A 19,210-nucleotide genomic window follows, 5' to 3' on the forward strand; every position below is an offset into this window, starting at 1 on the left:
GACTTAACTGACCAGAAATAGCCCCCAGCCCGTCCGCTTCTGCCTCTCCCGCCTCCGTCCGCAGGCACGGGTGAGTCTGGTGTCCAGGTCCGCGTCTGCGGCAGGGACGGCGGCCTTGCCCTGGCTGCCTTCTGGCCCGCTCACGATATCAGTCCGCTGCCGCTTATGCTGGGTACCTGGCGAACCGCAATGACGCCGTACTGGTGGTCAAGCTGATAGCCACAGTGGCTGGGGCAGAGGATCACAGCCGAATGCCCAGGAGACGAGGAAAAGGGTTGGGGAACCATCCTGAACTTCCCCGCGTGAGGCAGGAGCCAGCCACCACCTGGGCCTGCCCTCACCGGTGCAGCGTCCGAGAAGAGTGGTGCGTATGGTTGTTCCACCAGCCCAGCCAAAGCCTGGTCTTTCTTGAGTCTGCCCTGAGGCCGGGCGGGCAGGTGGCTTACCTGTGGGGCCTGGCGTTGGGGAGCCTGCTGGCAGGCAGAGCACCCAGGTTGCAGGACGACCCTCTGTACTATGTTGCAGCGGACGAGCCTCCTGGACCCTGCAAGGCAAAGGTCAGTGGAGGCTGCTCAGCCACTCAGAGGGATCGCCCCTCACTCTTGAAATGTCTCTGCTCTGCAGCAATCAGCCCGCAGCCAGTGGCCATCTGCTCCGGATCAGGTGGCGCCAAAGGAGCGCCAGGCTTCTTACTCCTTGGCGGGCTACTTCCCCTTCGCCTGCCTTCCGTCACCCCTCATCTGCTTCCTCGCCTGCTGTCTCCTCCTCAGCCGAGAAACGATAGCCGACGCCGGAGATGGTGAGAATAAAGCGAGGATGAGCCGGGTCCGGTTCGATCTTGCGCCGCAACTGCCCAATGTAGACGTGCAAGTAGTGAGCCTCGCCTCCGTAGCCGCTACCCCAGACGCGGGTCAGAAGCATCTGGCGTGTCATGATCTTGCCTCGGTTCTGCACCAGAACCTTGAGCAGCTCGTATTCTGTCGGGGTGAGCCTGACCTCTTTACCGTTGAGCTGCACCAGGCGACGCGCAAAGTCAATGCGGAGCGGGCCTGCCTTAAAGACGGCAGCTGTCCCCCCCTGCAACGGCGCCGCGTGCCGCAGCGCAACTCGGATGCGGGCCAGCACTTCGTTCATCCCAAAAGGCTTGGCGACGTAATCATCAGCTCCCAGATCGAGCGCCAGCACCTTATCGCGCTCACTGTCTTTCACCGAGAGGACAATGATCGGCAGATTCGAGTGAGCCCGCACGCGCTTACAGACCTCCAGCCCGCTGATCCCTGGCAGTCCCAGATCCAGCAGCATGACATCTGGACGAAAGTGGCCAAGCGCTTCGAGGGCCTCTTCGCCGCTGCTGGCGGCATAGACTTCATAGCCATAGGCGCTGAGGCTGCGCTGAAGTGCCCGGACAATCTCGATCTCATCGTCGACAACCAGGATACGTGCCCCTCCTGCTGTATTCATGAGAGCGGTTGCTCCTCCTCCCTCTGCTCTCTCTTACCAACCTGAGCCAGATTGTTCGACTCCGCGGCCTCTTCGCGCGAGGCAGGCGCTTGGACAGGCCAGGTTGCTGGTATGGTCGCTCCCGGCGCAGCGGCGGCTGCTTCAGCTTGCTCTCCCGCAGTCTGGCTCTCGTGATCGCTGAGCGGTAAAGTAAAGTGGAAGACGGCGCCCCCCCCTCGGCGGTTCTCGGCCCAGATATGTCCTCCGTGGGCCTCGATCAGGCCCTTACAAACAGCCAGGCCAAGTCCGGTGCCCCCGGCGCGCCCGCTTCCGCTACCTGGACTTCCTGCACGCCTCACGCGATAGAATTTGTCGAAGATGCGCTCCAGATCAGCGGGAGGAATGCCTGGCCCGCGATCGGCAACACTGACCTGCACATATCCCTTGCACCGTCTGGCGCTGATCTCGATTGGACTGCTGGCAGGGGTATGGCGCACAGCGTTTTCGATCAGGTTTGTGAGCACCTGACTGAGCTGCAGATAGTCGACCGGCACGGGCGGCAGGTCCTCCTCCAGGTCAACTTGCACCAGCCGCTGCTGCAGCAGCGGCTGCAGTTGCAGCAGGACATCGTGGATCAATTCGTCAAGAGGATACCATTCCTTCTCAGGCTTGAGGGCGCCGCCCTCGATGCGCGACATGTCGAGCAGATTTTCGACGAGACGGTTGAGGCGATCGGCCTCACGCTCGATGGTCAGAGCAAAGCTGCGCCGACTCTCCTCGTCCCAAACAATGTCTTCCTGCAGAAGGCTGCTGGCTGCCGCTTTGATGGAGGCCAGAGGAGTGCGCAGGTCATGTGAGACGGAAGAGAGCAGCGCGGTGCGCAGCGCATCAGTCTGGCGCAGCAGCTCTAGCTGCAGGCCCTCCCGCCTGAGACGAGCGCGCTCGATGATTGCCGCAGCCTGGTCAAGAAAAGCCGAGAAGAACGGTCCCTCCAGGACCGCCGAGGCTCCATTGAGGCGCGGCTGCCGGGTGCGGGCTTTGCCCAGGTGGGGCCACTCGGTTTCTTCCATGAGGAGCAGAAGCACGCCCAGAACGCGTTCGCCCGTCTTGAGTGGTAGCAGTCGGGCATAGCGGCGCCGGCCCCAGCCACGCAGCGAACTTTGCAGAGTGGCGCGCAGGCCCCGCCCATAGGGGCCATGCCCCTCCAGAGGGACATCATGTAGCTCGGCGGCCTGGCCATTAGCCATGACCCAGGCTGCAGTAGCCTGCTCGTCCGACGAGAGCCGAAAGCGCTCCCGAGGTGTCTGCGCACTTGCAAGTACTTCCAACCTGCTCTGCTCATCGGGCAGTAGCAGTACGCAGTCGCAGACCCCCCAGGGGGCAAAGACCTGGACCACGGCCTGCGTCACAATAGCCAGCTGGTGCTGGAAGTCCTCTTCGTGGTTGGCAGCTCGCACCAGATCATAGAGAATGCGGGTCTCCCGCTCGCGCCGCCGGGCCTCATCCGCCTGCCTGCGCAGCGCATTGGTCATCTGTCCAGTGATGATTGCCGCCGTGAGAAAGACGAAGAGGGCGAGCCATTCCTCGAAACGGTTGACGGTCAGGCTGTAGAGCGGCTGAACCAGGAAGTAGTCAAAGAAAAGGAAGGCCAGAACGGAAGTCAGCACCGCCGCATAGAGACCGCGTGTGCTGGCCAGCGCCAGCACCACCAGGAGATAGAGCAGCGAGATGTTGGGAATGCGCGGGTAGAGCGCAAAGGTATAGATCACAGCGGTGACCAGGGCCGCAGCAAAGAATGCCAGCAGGGAATCGACCAGCAGACGTTGCCAGCTCCGCTGCGGTCGCTCCAGCAACGGAGGAAAGTGGTCACCTGGATGACGTTGCTCTCTCATGGTCACGATGCCCCTTGATCTGCGTCAGGCGCAGGTACGGCCCCCCAGAGACCGCTTGACCAGTGCTGGGGTACAGTTCCCATTCCTCTAGAGGGAACAGGGAGAGATCTCTCCCTGCTTGACGCTTCCCTTTATTATAATTCTTTGCTTGCTTTCCTGCTAACCGGCAAGGGGAGGGAGAGAGCGAGCGGGAGAGACTGGCGCCAGCCCCCCTAACCGGGAGCGAGAGAACGCACAGGAGTCAACAGGCTTAAAGCCCATCCACCAGATGGGGCAGCCTGGAGCGTCTTCTCCAAAGGAAGGATCGCCAGAGAACAGCCTTCTCCGATCATTCATCATTATTACCTCTGAAGGAGCAACGCTTATGCGACAGGCACGTTGGAGTGGCGATCGTGTGGCCTGGGTGGTCTTCCTTCTAGTGGTGTTGCTGAGCGGCTGCCGTGGGAGCACTGCTTCAGGCGGCCCTGGTGGGAGCACCAGCCTCCAGAGTGGAGATAGCGGCCAGGCGTCCCCGACACCGGCAGTGACAAGTCAGAAGAGTCAAGGCTGTGGACAACCTGCTGTCGCCCGCGGCACCACGCTGGTGGAGACGCTGCTATCAGGTGGAGTAACCCGTAGCTACCGCCTGCATATTCCCTCGGGCTACCAGCCAGACCTGCCCCTGCCTCTCGTGCTCAACTTCCACGGGCATGGCAGCAGTGGCAAGCAGCAGGAGACCTATACGGGTTTTTCTGTGCTGGCAGACCGCGAAGATTTCTTTGTGGTCTATCCCGATGGCGTTCTGGCCCCCGACGGCAAGACTGGTTGGAACGCTTATGGCCCTCATCCCACGCCCGTCGATGACGTGCGCTTCACAAGAGACCTGCTGCAGACGCTGGAAACGCACTGGTGTATCGATCTGCGGCGAATCTTCGCCACCGGTCTCTCGAATGGGGGAGGGCTGACGGCCCTGCTGGCCTGTCGTCTCTCGACGCAAATTGCCGCCTTTGCACCGGTTTCGGGTGCCTTCTACCCTATTCCCGGGGGCTGCCATCCTCAGCGTAGTGTTCCCATCCTGGAGATTCATGGGACAGGCGATTTCATCGTTCCTTACGAGGGAAAAGCGAGCGTGGGCCTGCCTCCTATTCCACAATGGCTGGAGGACTGGGCCAGACGCGATGGTTGCCAAAAAGGCCCAGACGTCTTTCTGGCCCGAGACGATATCACTGGCGAAGAGTGGTCCCGCTGCACAGCCCCCGGCCTGGTGGTCCACTACCGGGTGACTGGAGGCGGCCATACCTGGCCCGGCTCGCTGATCCCTGTGCCCTATCTTGGGAAGACGACCCACACACTCAACGCGACAGCGGTGATCTGGCAGTTCTTCGCGGCTCACCCGCTGGCTGGCGTCTGAGGAGGCAGGCAGGGATGGCTCACGCTCCAATAGTCATCGTATCAAAGAGTGAGCAGGCTCACGAGTGAGGCTCTCCTCGGCTTGATGGCAAGCCAAGCTAGAGGAAGGTGCCTCCACGTTCGTGAGCCTGCCTGGCCATTGGACCAGACAGACAGACAGACAGACTCGCTCGTTGGCGTGAGGTATGCAGTGCAGGTATGCGAAGTTTGTTTGTCTGTCTGTCTGCATCCAGATTCAGCCTGAACTACCCTCTTAGACGGTGCTGCCGCGCCCGCGCGAGAAGAGGCGCAGGAGAAAGATCAGGATACAGGCTCCGATCAGAGCCACGACCAGGCTACCCCAGAAACCGAAGCTGGCTCCCGGCGCCAGCAGATCCATGATGAGACCACCAAGGAAGGCCCCAATGAGACCAACGATGATATCTCCAACGATGCCGAAGCCGCCTCCCTTGACCAGAAAACCGGCCAGCGCTCCTGCGATCAGGCCAATGATAAGCCAGGCAATGATGCCACCAGGATTTAACGTGGCAGCAAGCACAAGCGAAGCTGCTGTCATGATAGGTGTCCCTCCTTCGAGTAGACCAAAAGAAGACTGAATATGATTGAATGATCATTTGTGCCAGGTAGGTTTCTTTACTTTTCTCCTCGATCGCTGGCACAAATCACACTCACCATCCTTAACACGGCGAAGGGATCAAAAAGGGATACAAGGTTCGTCTTTCATGAGCGGGAGGAGCAGGAAAAGCCAGGCGCCTCCTGTGTCGGTCCCCAGGCAAGGTTGACGAGCAAAGGAGGGAGCGCTATACTCTGGAGCATGAATTGCAGCAGGCGGCGTATCATGACTCTGGTCCTGCTGAGCTGGGTCGTGCTCGCGCTGGGACCAAGCGCCTGCAGCCCGGGCTACAGCGGCACAGCCAAAATTGCTTTTGTGCGCGATGGTCAGCTGTGGACCATCTACCCCGATGGCAGCGGCGCCTATGAAGTAGCTGACAATACCCCCCCGGTGGTGGGAGTAGGCTGGTCGCCCGATCACCATCTGCTGGTGTTCCGCACGCTGGATAGTGATTACGCGCAGAGCGCGGCGGGGCGCCGTCTCAAGCCAGATCCCCTGACCGGGCTGGTGACCGACGCGCCTGCCGGGCTGAATACCGTTGGCGTTGACGGCGGCTCGCCCATCCCAATCTTCTTCTCGAGCGCCGCCGTGCGCATCAGCGATGCCTGGTGGGACCCCACGGGCAGCCGTCTGCTCTATCGTCTCACCCTCACAGGAAGCACTTCTCAGCTGCGTTGGGAGCTTGCCCAAAACGACCAGCCAGGCGGCATTGCTACGCGCACACTGCCAGCCAGCCTGGCCATCCCCTCGCTCAACAACGGGGCTGGAAGCATTCTGGGGGTTGATCAAGACGGTCTTTTCACCTTCAACCCCAGTGGCCCTGAGCAGCGCTGGCTCTCGCCTGGACTTCCGCCCGGTCACCCTCTGCCAGCCACCCTGGAGCGTGTTCTCTGGCAGCCGCACCAGACACAGCCGTCTTTTCTCTACGCGGTCTCAACGGCCCCAAACGGCTCGGCGAAGCAGGTTGCTCTGCTCCTGCAGCGGCCAACGGGCGAGACGCGCCCGCTTCTCACCTGTAGCTGCCAGCAGTTTGCCTGGTCGAGCAGCGGGCAGCAAGTGCTGGCCCTCACAGCCGATGGCCGCTATCTCATCGTTAACCTGGATGGAAGCGTTCGCCTGAGCATCCGGGCGGAGAGCGACAGCGTCCCTTTCTGGTCTCCTGACGGGCGCTTCTTGCTGCTCGATGGGCGCCATACCCTGTGGCTGGTCGATGTCCAGACGGGGAGACAGCAGCTGCTCTTGAGCGATCGGACTCCGTTGGGGCCGCTCGGTGCAGCCAGCAGCCAGCTACCAGCGGTGGGCGCGCTGTTAGAGCCTGTGCCAAATAGCCTCTGGGGGAGCGATAGCCGGAGCTTTGTCTTCCTGACGCGCGGGCGGCTGTGGTGGCAGGGAAACAGCCTGCTTCACGAAGGCAACGGCCTCTACCTGCTGACGCTGAATGCCCAAGGTCAGCCACTTGCGGCTCCCCGTCTGCTGACAAACGGCCCCATCACTCAGGTCGGCTGGAGCTATCAAGATAGCGCTGTCTCTTTTCTCTTCCAGGCCCCATTGCTATAATGGGCAAGTGGTTCACGCGCCGCTGGCTCAGCCAGGGCAGCAATCTCAGAAGGGAGTATAACCATGACCGATGATCTCGAACAGGAAGAGTTTGATCCTGAAGAGTATGACGACCTTGAAATGCTAGAAATTCTGGAGACTATTCGCGATGACATGGAAGAGCTGGGGCTTCGGACCCTCGATGAAGTTATCGAGCGTATCGAAGAGCTTCACCGAAAGCTAGAGAACCAGCATAAGGAATTCTAGGAGAGGCAAGGCGCGAAAACCCTGGGAGGGCAGGGAGGTCTCTGACTACGCGCCAGGCTGCCCAGAGCGCAGGGTTCCGATCAAAGGTGGCCGTTGTAGCCTGGCCAGGTAGGGTCGCCAGGCAAGGTAGCAGCGAGAGATCAGGAGCGCAGACTGACTGGCAAGAGGGTGGGCCGGCCAAGAAGGCCGGCTCTATTTCCTCGCTTCTCAGCGAGCGCGTGCTCAGGAGGGAGGAAAGCGCTGGCAGAAGCGAGTGAAGGCCCTGGTCACCTGCTGGCGGGTCTCCTCCAGAGAGCCACTGTTATCAATCACCTCATCGACCAGCGGAAGACGCTGTTCGACCGAAGGTTGAGCGCGCAGGCGCGCCAGAGCCTCCTCCTCGCTGAGGTGACTGCGCTCTATCAGGCGACGGAGTTCCTGCTCAGGCGAACAAATCACCAGCCATTTGCTCTGGCAGAGAGCGGCGTGCCCACCTTCCAGCAGCTTGACGGCGTCGATCACTGCGATGCCCGAGGGGCTGACCCGGCTCAGCTCTTCCAGAATGGCTGCCCCAACTGCGGGATGGACAAGGGCTTCTAGCCGGCGCAGTGCCTCGGGGTCCCGGAAGACGATATGGCCAAGCTCCTGACGATCAACTCGCCCCTCCGGGGTCAAAACGGAGGGGCCAAAAACTTGAGCAATCCTGGCCGTAATCGGCTGGCCCGGCTCGTAGAGCGAGTGGACCAGGGCATCAGCATCGATGTAGCGCTCTGCTCCCAATTCCAATAACATCTTGCCCACGGTTGTTTTCCCGCAGGCAATATTTCCTGTCAGGCCAATGACACGCGGCATCGCTAAACAATGCTCCTCTCACAACAAGATGATCGGGGCAAGCAGTTGTCTGCCAGGCTGGCTTGCAGTTCGACGGCGGGAGAGCTGGTCAGCCTCCTCACTTGGTCTGGCTTCTTATCGCCCGGTCCAGCCTTTGCTTTCACCCTGCCAAAAGTACCGACGTACACCATTTCTTTCCAAGCTGGCGAATTTTATCGTACAATAACTCCGCAATCTTTGCTATCGCAGTAAGGAGCGTGCATGGGCAGACGCCTGGGCCTTCTGATCGGCATTAATCAGTACCAGGATAGCAGTTTTCGACCACTTCGCTACGCCGAGACAGATGCCAGGGCCATTGCGCACTGGCTGGTGAATAGCCGGGGAGGACGCTGGAATCCCTCTGACGTGCAACTTCTGCTTGGGGCGCAGGCCACGCGACAGTGTATTGAGCAGTGGCTCGCGCAGCTCTGCCTCCAGGCTGCGGGCCCCGATGATACGCTCTTCCTCTACTTCGCCGGGCACGCTTTTCTCGATGAAGGGCGGGCTGAGGGTCACCTTGCGCTGGCAGATACTTTCTATCAGCAACCCGCCAGCGGTCTGCCGCTAGCCACAACCCTGCTGCAGCTGCTCGGGCGTAGCCCAGCGCGGGCTATTGTCTGCGTCCTCGACTGCTTCCAGACAGGACGCTTCTGGGGGCAGCGGCGAGCCTCGCCATTCGATTGCAAGCCCCTGCCCGGTCCCATGTTCCTGGCAGCATTGCAGCAGCTACCTAACCGTTTTCTGCTCTGCTCCTGTCGCGGGAACGAGTTCGCGCCGGAACAGGGAGAGCAAAATGTGGGCATGCTGGCCCATCGCCTGCTGCTCGGGCTGTGTGGGGGAGCAGCTGATCCCACAAGCGGGCAGATTATTTTTCAGCGTCTTGCCCTCTACCTGCAGCAGAGCCTCGGGGAGCAGCAGCGTCCGCAGCTCTTTGGCCAGGGTCTCGGGCCAGTGGTCCTGGTAGGCGAAGAGGAGACCGAAGGACCGGCGACAGCCGTAGCCAGGGCCGGCGCCGGTGGAGACAACGGTCACCCCGGCCTACCCCAGCGGCCAGGAGGCCCGGGGACGGTTCTGCAGGCCGTTCACCAGATGGGCCAGATGCCGCAACCGACCCAGACCCCCGCTGGCATCGCTCAGCTCTCTCCCCTGCAGCCGTCCTCGGCCATAGCGACGCCAAGGGCGGAGCAGCAGGCCGCTCTTTTGCTTCAGCAGGCGCGCGCCCTGCTCCAGCAGCAACAGCTTGCCGAGGCTCTCACTTCTTTGGAGCAGGTATTACAGCTTATGCCGACCCATACCGAGGCGCTCCTTCTTAAAGGCCAGCTGCTCGGTACAGCAGGCCGCTTTGCTGAGGCCATGCAAGCGGTCGAGCAAGTGCTACGCCAGGAGCCAGGCAACGCCCTGGCCTGGAGCATGCGCGCCGCCCTCCTGGCGAACCTGGGACAGTTCGAGGAGGCACTCCGGGCAGTAGAACGCTCGCTGTCCCTTGATCCACACAACGCAGAGACGCAGACGATCAGATCGGCAATTCTAGTCAAGATGGCGGTCGCCCAGACGCCGGCAGCGCCCACTGGCGCGCCTCTCCCCGGCCCCAGCCCTAGCACGGCTTCGTCTAGCGCCGGGGCTGCCGCAACGGCTGGCGCCTCTGCGGAGAGTGGTCGAGGCCCACGTCGGCGGGGACGGGCCTTGCTGATGAGCCTGGCGTTGCAGGTGGCCGGTTTGGGGCTGGGATTGCTTGGGGCCTGGCTGGCCATCAAGCATCCAGGAGCGCCTGGAGCCTTGTCCTTGACCATCGAGGGCCTGGGCCTGGCTTTGCTCTGTGCCAATGCGCTCTCTGGTTGCTATTTCGACGGCATCTGGCGCTTTCTCCCTATCCCTTTGGTAAGCCTGCTAGCCACGGCTTTGCCTGCCTATCTGCTTCTGACCCAAAGCGGACGAACGCGCCTGGCGGCTCTGGTTGAGGCCAATCCGCGGGGCTTTACGGCTATCCAATTTGCCTTGCTCTGGTTCGGCCTGGTAGCCATCTTGCCATTCCTGCTGGCCCTTGTTGGATTGCTGAGCGGCTGGCTGCGCGGCGCGCGCCGTCGCTAAGGCAAGCCAACAGAACAGAGGCGCCGCCCGTTCTGTTCCTTAGCGGGAGGCCTCCATCTGGCTCTGGCTTGCCGCCAGTTGCTCCCACTCAGCGAGGAGCTGCTCTAGCTCTGCTCTGGTTGCCTCGTAGTCGCTGGTCAGTCGCTGCAATTCGGCGACGTCTCCTCTGCCAGCGGCCTCATTGAGGGCCTCCTCCAGGGCGCGGGCACGCTGCTCACGCTGTTCGATCTCCTGCTCAACCTCGGTCAGACTGCGCAGGCGCGGCTGCCCTACCCGGCGGCTGCGCCGCTCGCGTCCGGGACGCCGCCCAGCCCCAGCATGGTCTGTCCCGACCTCCGCGAGCGCTGTCTCCGGCCTGGCCGCCTCCTGAGAGGCAGCGCGAGCGTTTTCCTCCTGGCGTTCATGCGCCAGCAAGCGCCCGCGTTCGCGCTGGAGATGCTGGCGATAGTCACTATAGTTGCCCTCATAGGAGTGCAGCCTGCCCTCACCAATCACCCAGACCTTGCTCGCCAGGCGATCAATGAAGTAGCGATCGTGCGAAACAAAGAGCAGAGTTCCACTGAAAGTAGCCAGTACCTCCTCCAGGAACTGACGAGAGGGCAGATCAAGGTGATTGGTAGGCTCGTCAAGCACCAGAAAATTGGGTCCCTGCAGTGTCAGCTTGGCCAACACCACGCGGCTACGCTCGCCGCCGCTCAGGCTCCCGATAGTCTTAAAGACATCGTCGCCCTCGAAGAGGAAACGTGCTAGCAGGGCACGGGCACTTTCTTCGCTGAGGGCCGCTACTTCGCGAATCTCATCCAGGACCGTGCGACTGGGATCGAGATCCTCATGAGTTTGCGAGTAGTAGCCGACATGGACATTGTGGCCAAGGACCACTTTGCCACGCAGCGGCGGCAGCTGGCCAATCAGGGTACGCAGCAGCGAAGTCTTACCAGCCCCATTGGGACCGAGCAGACCAATGCGCTCGCCGCGGATGATCTCCAAGTCGGGCATATGCACCAGCACCCGGGGTTCACGACCCGGCTGGCGATAGCCGACAACCAGTCCCTGCGTAGAGAGGACGACACGCCCACTTTCCACCGAGGGCTTCAGATCGAAGTGCAGCTCCTGGAATTCCTGGGGGCGGTTGAGGCGTTCCAGGCGGCTGAGCAGTTTCTCGCGTCCCCGGGCCTGCCGGCTGCGCTGACCGGCTTTGTAACGGCGGATGAATTCCTCGGTTCGCTGGATGAATTCCTGCTGCTCTTCGTATTCCTGCAGGCGGCGCTCAAAGCGCTCGGCACGCAGCTGCAGATATTTGCTATAGTTGCCAGGATACTCCTCGACCCGCCCAAAGGCCAGCTCCAGAATGCGGGAGACAATCTTGTCGAGAAAGTAACGGTCGTGCTCAACGACGACCAGCGCCCCTTTCCACTCCTGCAGGTAGTCCTCCAGCCACTCCAGAGCTTCCAGATCAAGATGGTTGGTTGGCTCATCCAGCAGGAGCACGTCGGGTTCTTGCAGGAGAAGACGAGCCAGGGCCGCCCGCCGTTGCTGACCGCCGCTGAGCTGGGCAATGGGCATATCGTGCAACTCGCGACTGAATCCCAGGCCATCGAGCACCTGCTGCACACGCTGCTCATAGGTATAGCCACCGGCATGTTCAAAGCGCAGCTGGAGTTCGGCGTAGCGCTGCAGCAACTGCTCGCGCTGTCGGATGTCACCGCGCTCGCTGGCGCTGGCAATCGCATTGGCAAGCGCCTGCAGCTCCTGCTCCCAGGAGCGCAGGTAGTCGAAGACCGTCAGCAGCTCCTCGCGGAGAGTGCGCTGCGGTTGCAGGTCGAGCGTCTGGGAGAGGTAGCCGATACGGGTCCCGCGCGCGACCAGGATGGTGCCCTCATCGGGTTCCTCGTAGCCGGCCAGGAGCTTCAGCAGCGTTGACTTACCGGCCCCGTTGGGGCCAACCAGTCCAATGCGATCGCGCTCGTTGATCTGGAAGGTGACACCGGCAAAGAGATGCTCAGCACCATAGACTTTCCCGAGACCGTTGACGCTAATCAGTGGCATAGAGCAGTGCAGTTGCTTCTGAGTGAGAGTGTGTGAGTACGAGTATAGACCAGCCGCGCTTCGGCCACCTTCGCTGTGGGAAGGACTGGCCGCCCGCGCCCGCCGGCGAGGTCGCACGCTCGCCAGGTCAAGCGGACGCGCCGCTCTCTCCTCGCCCGAAGGTCCCGCGTCGCATCCCGGATCGGCAGGCAGAGACAGGGTATCATAAAAGCAAGCCTGGTGCAAGCACTCCCGGATTCCTCCGAGATCTTGCCCCCGCCCAGCAGGAATGGCGGGTCTCCAGAGAGAGCGGTGGCCCTACCGTCCCCAAGACAGAGCGGCTGACCAGATGCTCGACGGTCTTTTCTCCGTGCACTGCCCAGAGAGGACCGATCAGAGAAGCGTCCAGTCAGCCGCATGGTGGAGAGAAGATTGCCCGTGAGCGATGCCACCTACTCTCATCCCGCTCCCTTGCCACCCCATCCTCCAACACTTCCCTCTTTGGGATAAGCCCAAACAGCGGTTGGTTCCTCCAAGCCCGTTCTCGTTTCCTCGGTGCCGGTGATTCCGCTCTGCTGTCCCTTTTGCCTCCCTACCATCCACTCCCCGTCATCGACTTTTTGCCTTATACAGCGGATTCTCCTCCCCTCTACACTGTCAGCCAGCCACCCCTTGTGATCCCTATTCACCTCCCTACCTCCCGGCCTCATCCCTTGCCACTGATCCCCGCCATATCCAAAGATGCATGTGCTTGTATAAGGCACGGGCAACCATCTACGTCAAAGAGTATAGCTCATTCTCGTGAACACTGCATGAACGGCGCACCTGGTCAGATGAATATTTTTTCATGGAAAGGGGAAGATATGGGTCGGATTATTCCAGTAGCATGACAGTTTTTTCATTAATGATGAGAGACGACAGGCAGAGGGTTTTCCTCCCTGGTTGGATTCCTGCTCCTCTGCCTTCTTGCTTTGCTGGTATGGTATACTGTGCTCAAGCGAGAGGCCTATTTTATCCTCCTACCACCCAACTCTTCGTCGCAAGGAAGGATGTCACGTGGTCAAAGAGCAGTCTCTTGACAACCTCTGGCTAGCCCAGGCCCTATTCGATCTAAATGGAGTCCAGTTTGGGAACTTCACGGTCAGCGAGTCGGCGGTAAGTTCCCCGGTCTTTGTCAATCCCAAGGTGCTGATCAGCAATCCACTGGCGCTGCGCGTGGCCAGCAAACTCATGCAGCAAGAGATCAGCCTTGCCCAGTCGCTGAGGCGTCCGCGGGTCCACCCCTTCAATGTAGTTGCTGGCGTGCCAGTCGGCGGGCTGCTTCTGGCAACGGCTTATTCCTTAGAGACGAATACGCCGCTGATTTACGCGCGTATTCGTCCAGAGGGGACTGGCCAGCGAGGGATCGAGGGCCGCTACACACCGGGAGATACAGCGCTGATTATTGATGATCTGATCACGCGCGGTGGCAGCGTGCTGGAGACAGCTGCCCTGCTCGAAGAGCACGGCCTGAAGGTCAAAGATGTTATTGTGCTGATCGACCGCGAGCATGGAGCTACGGAGCGTCTTCGTCAGCATGGCTATAATCTGATCAGCATCCTCAAGCTCGATGTGATGCTCAATCACTATATGTCGCGGGGTCTGATCTCCGAAGAAACCTATCGGGTGTGCTCAGAATATCTTCAGAGCAAGCGAGCAGAGCTGCGGCAGTCATAGCTCGCAAGAACTGACAGCCGCTCGCTACGTGGGACCTGGTCAGCTGTTGGATGGCCAACAGCGTGGTACAGAGAGGGAAGAGGCCAGGGACTCCTGCCAGCTGAGGTTATGGGCCGTGGCCTCTTCTCTTCACCTGCTGCAAGCTGTCAGTCTGTTCAAGCAGCGGCTCTCAGCCCTGGGGGTAAGGCGAGGCAGGGGCAGGACGCGGGCCATCCTGGGGCACTGGTGCAGTCCGGCCCTCACGAGCCGTATGCAGCGTCTTGAGAAGCGGCTCGATGAGATCAAGCGGCAGCGGGAAAATGATGGTCGAGTTTTTCTCCACGGCGATCTCGGTCAGGGTCTGCAGATAGCGCAGCTGCAGGGCCCCTGGCTCCGAGGCGATGATATTAGCCGCCTGGGACAGCTGTGTGGCCGCTTGTAGCTCGCCTTCGGCATGAATAATCTTGGCGCGTTTCTCGCGTTCAGCCTCCGCTTGCTTGGCCATAGCCCGCTGCATGGTGGCTGGCAGTTCCACGTCTTTGATCTCTACCGCAGTCACTTTCACACCCCAACGCTCTGTGAACTCGTCAATGATGGCCTGCAGCTCGCGATTGATCTTGTTGCGTTGGGCGAGCAGCTCATCTAGCTCTGACTGCCCCAAGACATTGCGCAAGGTAGTCTGGCCAATCTGTGTCGTGGCCTGCAGGTAGTTCATGACGTTGACAATGGCGGCCTCGGGATTGACCACGTAGAAGTAGACGACAGCGGTCACCTTGACGGTCACATTGTCTCGGGTGATGACCTCCTGCGGCGGCACAGTCAGGGTGACGATGCGCAGGTCGACTTTCAGCAGGCGCGCAATCACGGGAGGAATCCAGCATAGACCCGGGCCGCGCGTGCCGCGCAGGTTGCCAAGAACGAAGAGGACGCCGCGCTCATACTGTTGGATGACGCGCAGGCCAGAAAGCAGAATGAGCACGACAATGAGGACAATGACTACAATGGCGCTTATAGCGAGAGAGTTTCCCATTGGGAATCCTCCTTTTCTGAGGGTGGGACTGTCGGTGTGCCATCGGCGGGTGGAGCCGGCGGCTGGTTTGGTCGGACATAGAGACGGAGACCTTCGACAGCCACAATGGTGACCTCACAGCCTTCATCGAGGGAAGTATAGGGTTCAACCAGACTGGCTGCCCAGTTCTCACCACTGTAATTCACTCTGCCGCCGGGCGTCAGCGGCGTGAGCGTGACTGCGCGGGCCCCGATCATACTCTCGACTCCCGAGGGTCGACGCTGGCGCTGAGCCCGGACAACGACGCTTACCAGAGCCAGGCTGAGCGAGCCAACAACCGCCGCCATGAGGTAGACGATCCAGGGGGTGACACCTGGTCCATGCTCCACCTGATCACTGTTGAAGAAGAGCAAGGAGCCGATAATAAGTGAGATGACCGCACCCACGGTCAGCACACCATGCGAAGGCAGACGGACATCAAGGACCAGCAAGACCAGGGCCAGGCCCATGAGCAGCAGGCCAGTCCAGTTGGGGGAGAGTGACCCGGCCCCCAGAAGGAAGAGGATGAGAGCAATGCCGCCAACGACGCCCGGCACGATGGCCCCGGGATGGGCGATCTCAAGATAGAGGCCGATCAAGGCGACAATGAAGAGGAGAAAGACAACGTTGGGGTCAAGAAGAAAGCTATAGAGCGCCTCAAACAGCCCCGGGTTGAAGGTCGTGAGGGCTACCCCAGTGGTATGCAACACCACACTGCGCCCGGAGACCAGGGTAACGCTGCGTCCGTCAACACTGTGGAGAAGCTCGGAGAGCGAACGGGCACCGAGGTCAACGATGTGCTCGCGCACAGCGGTCTGATCATCGTAGGAAGCAGCCTCGGTGACCATTTTTGCAGCCAGGGTGGCGTTTCGCCCGTAGCGATTCTGCGTGCCGGTGATCTGCGCTACAAGGTCATTCTCGATCTTCTTGAGTAGTGTAGAATCGAGGTTGCTGCCAGTGCTGCTCACAGGACTGGATGCTCCAATACGTGTGGTTGGAGCCATAGCAGCGATAGGAGCAGAGAGTGCCACAAAGGCCCCAGCAGAGGCAGCCCGTGCGCCAGGCGGATAGACGTAGGTGATGATAGGAACTGTGCTAGCCAGCTCGGCCTGGGTGATTTGCTTCATGGAGTCCAGGTCACCGCCAGGCGTGTCGATGACGATGACAAGCGCTTGTGCTCCATCGCTGGTCGCAGTGGCAATGGCCTGCTGGAGGAAACGCACCGCGCCCGGGTTGATGTCGCTGTCGAGATTGGCCACATCAACGTGTGGGGAGGCGGCCCATGCGGGTTGGGCGCCCAGGCAGGCTATTCCGGCCATAGCCAGTAGAGCCATACTCAGGGAGACAAGCCCGAGCACCAGGGATCGCACGCCAGTTGACGCTCGTCGATGGTGGCGCATGTCCATAGCTTCTGTCCTTTGCGGTCAAAGGCTGCAGCGGGGCGCTGCAGCTCTGTCCTGCTGCCGATCCCAGGCCCCCAGGCCAGTTCCACCCAGCGAGGCCCGCACTTAGCCCGGAGGAAGATTGCCGGTCACAGTCCCTCCTTCTCTGCCTCTTTCCATTGGGTCCCCCTTACTCTTGATCAATCTTGCGGTTTCTCTTGCCCCTCTCTCCCGCTCCTCTCCGAGTCTGAGCCTGAGTGGTCCTGACCGGCGCTGTGCTCGCTTCGGCTGTGCTTACCGCTGACTGGTCTGGGGTATTGCTTATTGCTATACGAGATGATAGCGCAAATTTCTCACTGCGTCAATGTGCTCCGTCTGACTGGTTACCCTTGGGCGGAACAGAGAGGAGAGAGAGCGTAGTGCCTGGTCGGTCCATTGGCCTCTTTTCCAGCCAATCAGCCGGCCAGGGTCTCTCACTGGTGCAGGAAGAGGCTGGCCGTCCGATTGGCTGGTTGGTTGGAGAAGGGAGGCTCCTGGTGAGCTAGTTGGTCTGGGCCTGGAGCGCGTGCAGGACTTGGAAGAGCTGCTGGTTGTCTGGCAGATCGGAAGGGCTAGCGGTAACCTCGATGTGACGGATGATGCCCTCCTTATCGATCACGATGACGGCACGCTCCGACATCCCTGCGGGATGGCGCAGCCCATAGAGATCGACGACCGCTCCCTGGGGATAGAAGTCGGACAGCAGCGGGAAGGAGGTGCGCATTGCCTGTGACCAGGCGTCCAGCGTATAGACACTGTCCATGCTGATGGCAACAACCTCGGTGTCGGCACTTCGGAAGCGCTCCAGTTCGCGCTCATAGGAGGGCAGCTGTGCTGAGCAGACACGGCTGAAGGCAAAGGGTACGAAGGCCAGAACAACGTTCTTCTTGCCGCGGAAGTCGGCGAGATGCCAGTCCTCACGGACATGGCTTTTGAGGGTAAAGTCGGGCGCGACATCGCCGATCTTGAGGGTTTTTGTGTAGGAACGGGCGGACTCAGCCATGTGAATTGGGTCCTCCTCTCACAAGCAGTGCAATACTGTCTGGCCTCTGGATCTGGTGGCGGCTGGGGCTATGAGTGGGCAGCATGCCCGTCCCCAGGCTGCTTGACAGACCAGAGCGATTGCTCTATCCTTGGTGCGAGCTGCCTTTCCCAGAGGGGGCCTTCTCGCTCTGGCTTCGGCCCGCTTCAGTCTTACGCTGGGCGCATGGAGTGCGCGAGCAGGATCGAGCTGCGCTAGCAGCGTCGGGGCCAACGCGATAGGGCAGTGGGCGCGCCCCGCGCTGAGCACCCCGCTCCCGATGGGATAAGGCAGGCAAGGCAGTAGGCCAACATCTAAGAGAGGAGAAACAAGTCGCCCTGCAGGGCGGTTCCTCTCTTATCTTACGCTGTTCCGAATTGTAGTCCTGGTGAGAAAGGTATGTCAAATGTGCGCAGCAGTTCGGGATGCCTCCCCGCTACGAAGACTCTCGGCTCCGCTCTCTCTTCCGTTGCTCTGGGGATCAGACGCGGGCTAGAGCGTCTGGTCGATCCCGCCGGGGGAGCGCTCTCCTTTCTGCCTCTGGCGCTGGCACTGTTGGTCATGCTGGCGCTCTCCTCCTGGCAGATGGTCTGGTCAACTTCTGATGTGACGCGCTACGAGTGCTACGCGCTGGCTTTCTGGTTCGGGGGACAGGCCCGAGCGCTGGCGCCTCAGATTGATTGCTCGTTTTTGCCTGCCCAGGTGGAGAGGCTGCCGCCTTTACATATGCTGCCCATCGAGTACCCACCGCTGACGCTTGTCCTCTTCACTCCCGGCCTGCTCGTGCCCTCCGCTTACTATCCCCTGCTTTTTGGGCTGCTGATGGCGCTGGCAGCGCTGTTGATCTATTGGCTCTTGCTGCGCTGGGGTCCACGTGGGGCGGCGCTCGCCTTCACGTTCTACCTGTTCCTCGGCGAGTGGGGCCTGGCTCTGTTGCGCTTTGATCTTGTGCCAGCAGCCTTAACCTTGCTCTGCGTGTTGGCGGCAGAGCGTCGTCATTGGACAGCGGCCTATTGCGCTCTGGCTCTGGCTATTCTGTTGAAGATCTATCCGCTCCTGCTGTTGCCTCCGCTCTTCTTCGCGGAGCAGCAGGCGAGAAAAGCGGCAAGGGTCACCGCTGAGCAGGATGGGGCCAGAACTGCCGCGGGAATCGTGGGGTGGGTGGCGCAAGTTCCCTCGTACCTGCGGCGCTGGCAGTGGCGGAATCTGCTGCTCTGTCTCGCGCTGGTGGTCGGAACGACAGGGGCCTTCGCCCTCCTGGACTTTCAGGGAGCAGTGGCCAGTCAGCTCGCTTATTTCGCCCAGCGCCCCGTGCAGATTGAGTCCAGCGGTACGCTGCTGATCTGGCTGGCGACGTTGGCGGGACAGACGGTGCGCGTGGTCTACACCTATGGTTCGATTAACCTGCTGAGTCCCCTGGTCCCAGCCGTTTCTCTCGGCAGTACGCTGGCGCTGCTGGCCGGCTATGGGCTGGTGCTCTGGCAAAGTGTACGCGGGCGGCTGGCTTTCTCCGAAGCCGCGCTAGCGGCGCTGCTGGTCTTCGTGGCAACAGGCAAAGTGTTTAGCCCACAGTATCTGATGTGGTTGATGCCGCTGGTGGCCTATCTGACGGCAACGCAGCGGCGCTGGTTGTTATGGTTCGGGCTGATCGCTCTGCTGACCTCGCTCATCTATCCCTTCCTCTATACCCGTGTTCAGGATGCCACCCAGGTCTGGCGCGTGCCTGGCTTTCTTCCTGTGGTCGAGCTGCGCAACCTGCTCTTTCTGCTGTTGACCCTTGGCTACCTGTTCAATCTGTTGGACCTGCGTCGGCGCAGTGAGCCGCAACTGGCGGTCGGTGCCGGGGCCTTGAGAGAAGCAGAGGGGAGCCGCTGAGGAGACGGCCACCAGGTCATGGCGCCGCTCTCTCCTTCCGGCTCTCTTCCC

The 19,210-nt window shown here is 61.0% G+C and carries 14 protein-coding genes; 6 read left to right on the forward strand and 8 right to left on the reverse strand.

Annotated elements, in window-relative coordinates; translation table 11 throughout:
• Nucleotides 1–729: 729 nt before the first annotated feature.
• Entirely contained in the window at nt 730–1,461 is a 732-nt protein-coding gene (locus A4R35_RS03635) for a response regulator transcription factor (protein ID WP_112426637.1), read from the reverse strand.
• Nucleotides 1,458–3,332, reverse strand: a complete 1,875-nt coding sequence (locus tag A4R35_RS03640) for an ATP-binding protein (protein WP_112426639.1) — start codon at nt 3,330–3,332, stop codon at nt 1,458–1,460. Before A4R35_RS03640 ends, A4R35_RS03635 begins: the two co-directional genes overlap by 4 nt.
• Before the next feature lie 364 nt (nt 3,333–3,696).
• Here A4R35_RS03640 and A4R35_RS03645 point away from each other — a divergent pair, with 364 nt between their 5' ends.
• Nucleotides 3,697–4,722 carry an alpha/beta hydrolase family esterase gene (locus A4R35_RS03645; protein WP_189361283.1) on the forward strand — a complete coding sequence of 342 codons (1,026 nt, stop codon included), beginning with the start codon at nt 3,697–3,699 and terminating at the stop codon, nt 4,720–4,722.
• A 252-nt stretch (nt 4,723–4,974) separates the two neighbouring features.
• On the opposite strand, the gene A4R35_RS03650 is transcribed toward A4R35_RS03645, so the two are convergent.
• A complete protein-coding gene (locus tag A4R35_RS03650; protein WP_112426642.1) occupies nt 4,975–5,277 on the reverse strand; it encodes a GlsB/YeaQ/YmgE family stress response membrane protein in 303 nt (100 codons plus the stop codon).
• Nucleotides 5,278–5,559: 282 nt separating this feature from the next.
• On the opposite strand from A4R35_RS03650, the gene A4R35_RS03655 reads away from it, so the two are divergent.
• Both A4R35_RS03655 and A4R35_RS03660 read left to right on the forward strand, forming a co-directional pair.
• Entirely contained in the window at nt 5,560–6,891 is a 1,332-nt protein-coding gene (locus A4R35_RS03655; protein WP_146747101.1) for a TolB family protein, read from the forward strand.
• Nucleotides 6,892–6,954: 63 nt separating this feature from the next.
• A complete protein-coding gene (locus A4R35_RS03660) occupies nt 6,955–7,137 on the forward strand; it encodes a hypothetical protein (RefSeq protein WP_112426646.1) in 183 nt (60 codons plus the stop codon).
• Between the two features lie 222 nt (nt 7,138–7,359).
• On the opposite strand, the gene coaE is transcribed toward A4R35_RS03660, so the two are convergent.
• Complete coding sequence (gene coaE, locus A4R35_RS03665) at nt 7,360–7,968, reverse strand: dephospho-CoA kinase (protein WP_112426648.1); 609 nt, start codon at nt 7,966–7,968, stop codon at nt 7,360–7,362.
• Nucleotides 7,969–8,208: 240 nt separating this feature from the next.
• Here coaE and A4R35_RS03670 point away from each other — a divergent pair, with 240 nt between their 5' ends.
• Nucleotides 8,209–10,074 (forward strand): caspase family protein, encoded by a 1,866-nt coding sequence (locus A4R35_RS03670; RefSeq protein WP_112426650.1) that lies wholly within the window; start codon nt 8,209–8,211, stop codon nt 10,072–10,074.
• Between the two features lie 39 nt (nt 10,075–10,113).
• Here A4R35_RS03670 and abc-f read toward each other — a convergent pair whose 3' ends face one another.
• Nucleotides 10,114–12,120, reverse strand: coding sequence for a ribosomal protection-like ABC-F family protein (gene abc-f / locus A4R35_RS03675; protein ID WP_112426652.1), 2,007 nt, complete (start codon nt 12,118–12,120; stop codon nt 10,114–10,116).
• A gap of 1,035 nt (nt 12,121–13,155) precedes the next feature.
• On the opposite strand from abc-f, the gene A4R35_RS03680 reads away from it, so the two are divergent.
• Nucleotides 13,156–13,815, forward strand: a complete 660-nt coding sequence (locus A4R35_RS03680) for an orotate phosphoribosyltransferase (RefSeq protein WP_052889045.1) — start codon at nt 13,156–13,158, stop codon at nt 13,813–13,815.
• A gap of 169 nt (nt 13,816–13,984) precedes the next feature.
• On the opposite strand, the gene A4R35_RS03685 is transcribed toward A4R35_RS03680, so the two are convergent.
• From A4R35_RS03685 to A4R35_RS03695, 3 genes are all read right to left on the reverse strand, one after another.
• Complete coding sequence (locus A4R35_RS03685; protein WP_112426654.1) at nt 13,985–14,824, reverse strand: slipin family protein; 840 nt, start codon at nt 14,822–14,824, stop codon at nt 13,985–13,987.
• Nucleotides 14,803–16,248 carry an NfeD family protein gene (locus A4R35_RS03690; RefSeq protein ID WP_112426656.1) on the reverse strand — a complete coding sequence of 482 codons (1,446 nt, stop codon included), beginning with the start codon at nt 16,246–16,248 and terminating at the stop codon, nt 14,803–14,805. Before A4R35_RS03690 ends, A4R35_RS03685 begins: the two co-directional genes overlap by 22 nt.
• 517 nt (nt 16,249–16,765) lie before the next feature.
• Nucleotides 16,766–17,266: a redoxin domain-containing protein gene (locus tag A4R35_RS03695; protein WP_112426658.1), complete on the reverse strand. Its 501-nt coding sequence runs from the start codon at nt 17,264–17,266 to the stop codon at nt 16,766–16,768.
• Between the two features lie 417 nt (nt 17,267–17,683).
• On the opposite strand from A4R35_RS03695, the gene A4R35_RS03700 reads away from it, so the two are divergent.
• A complete protein-coding gene (locus A4R35_RS03700) occupies nt 17,684–19,159 on the forward strand; it encodes a glycosyltransferase 87 family protein (RefSeq protein WP_112426660.1) in 1,476 nt (491 codons plus the stop codon).
• Nucleotides 19,160–19,210 lie beyond the last annotated feature (51 nt).

Source organism: Thermogemmatispora tikiterensis (assembly GCF_003268475.1).
Taxonomy (GTDB): Bacteria; Chloroflexota; Ktedonobacteria; order Ktedonobacterales; family Ktedonobacteraceae; genus Thermogemmatispora; species Thermogemmatispora tikiterensis.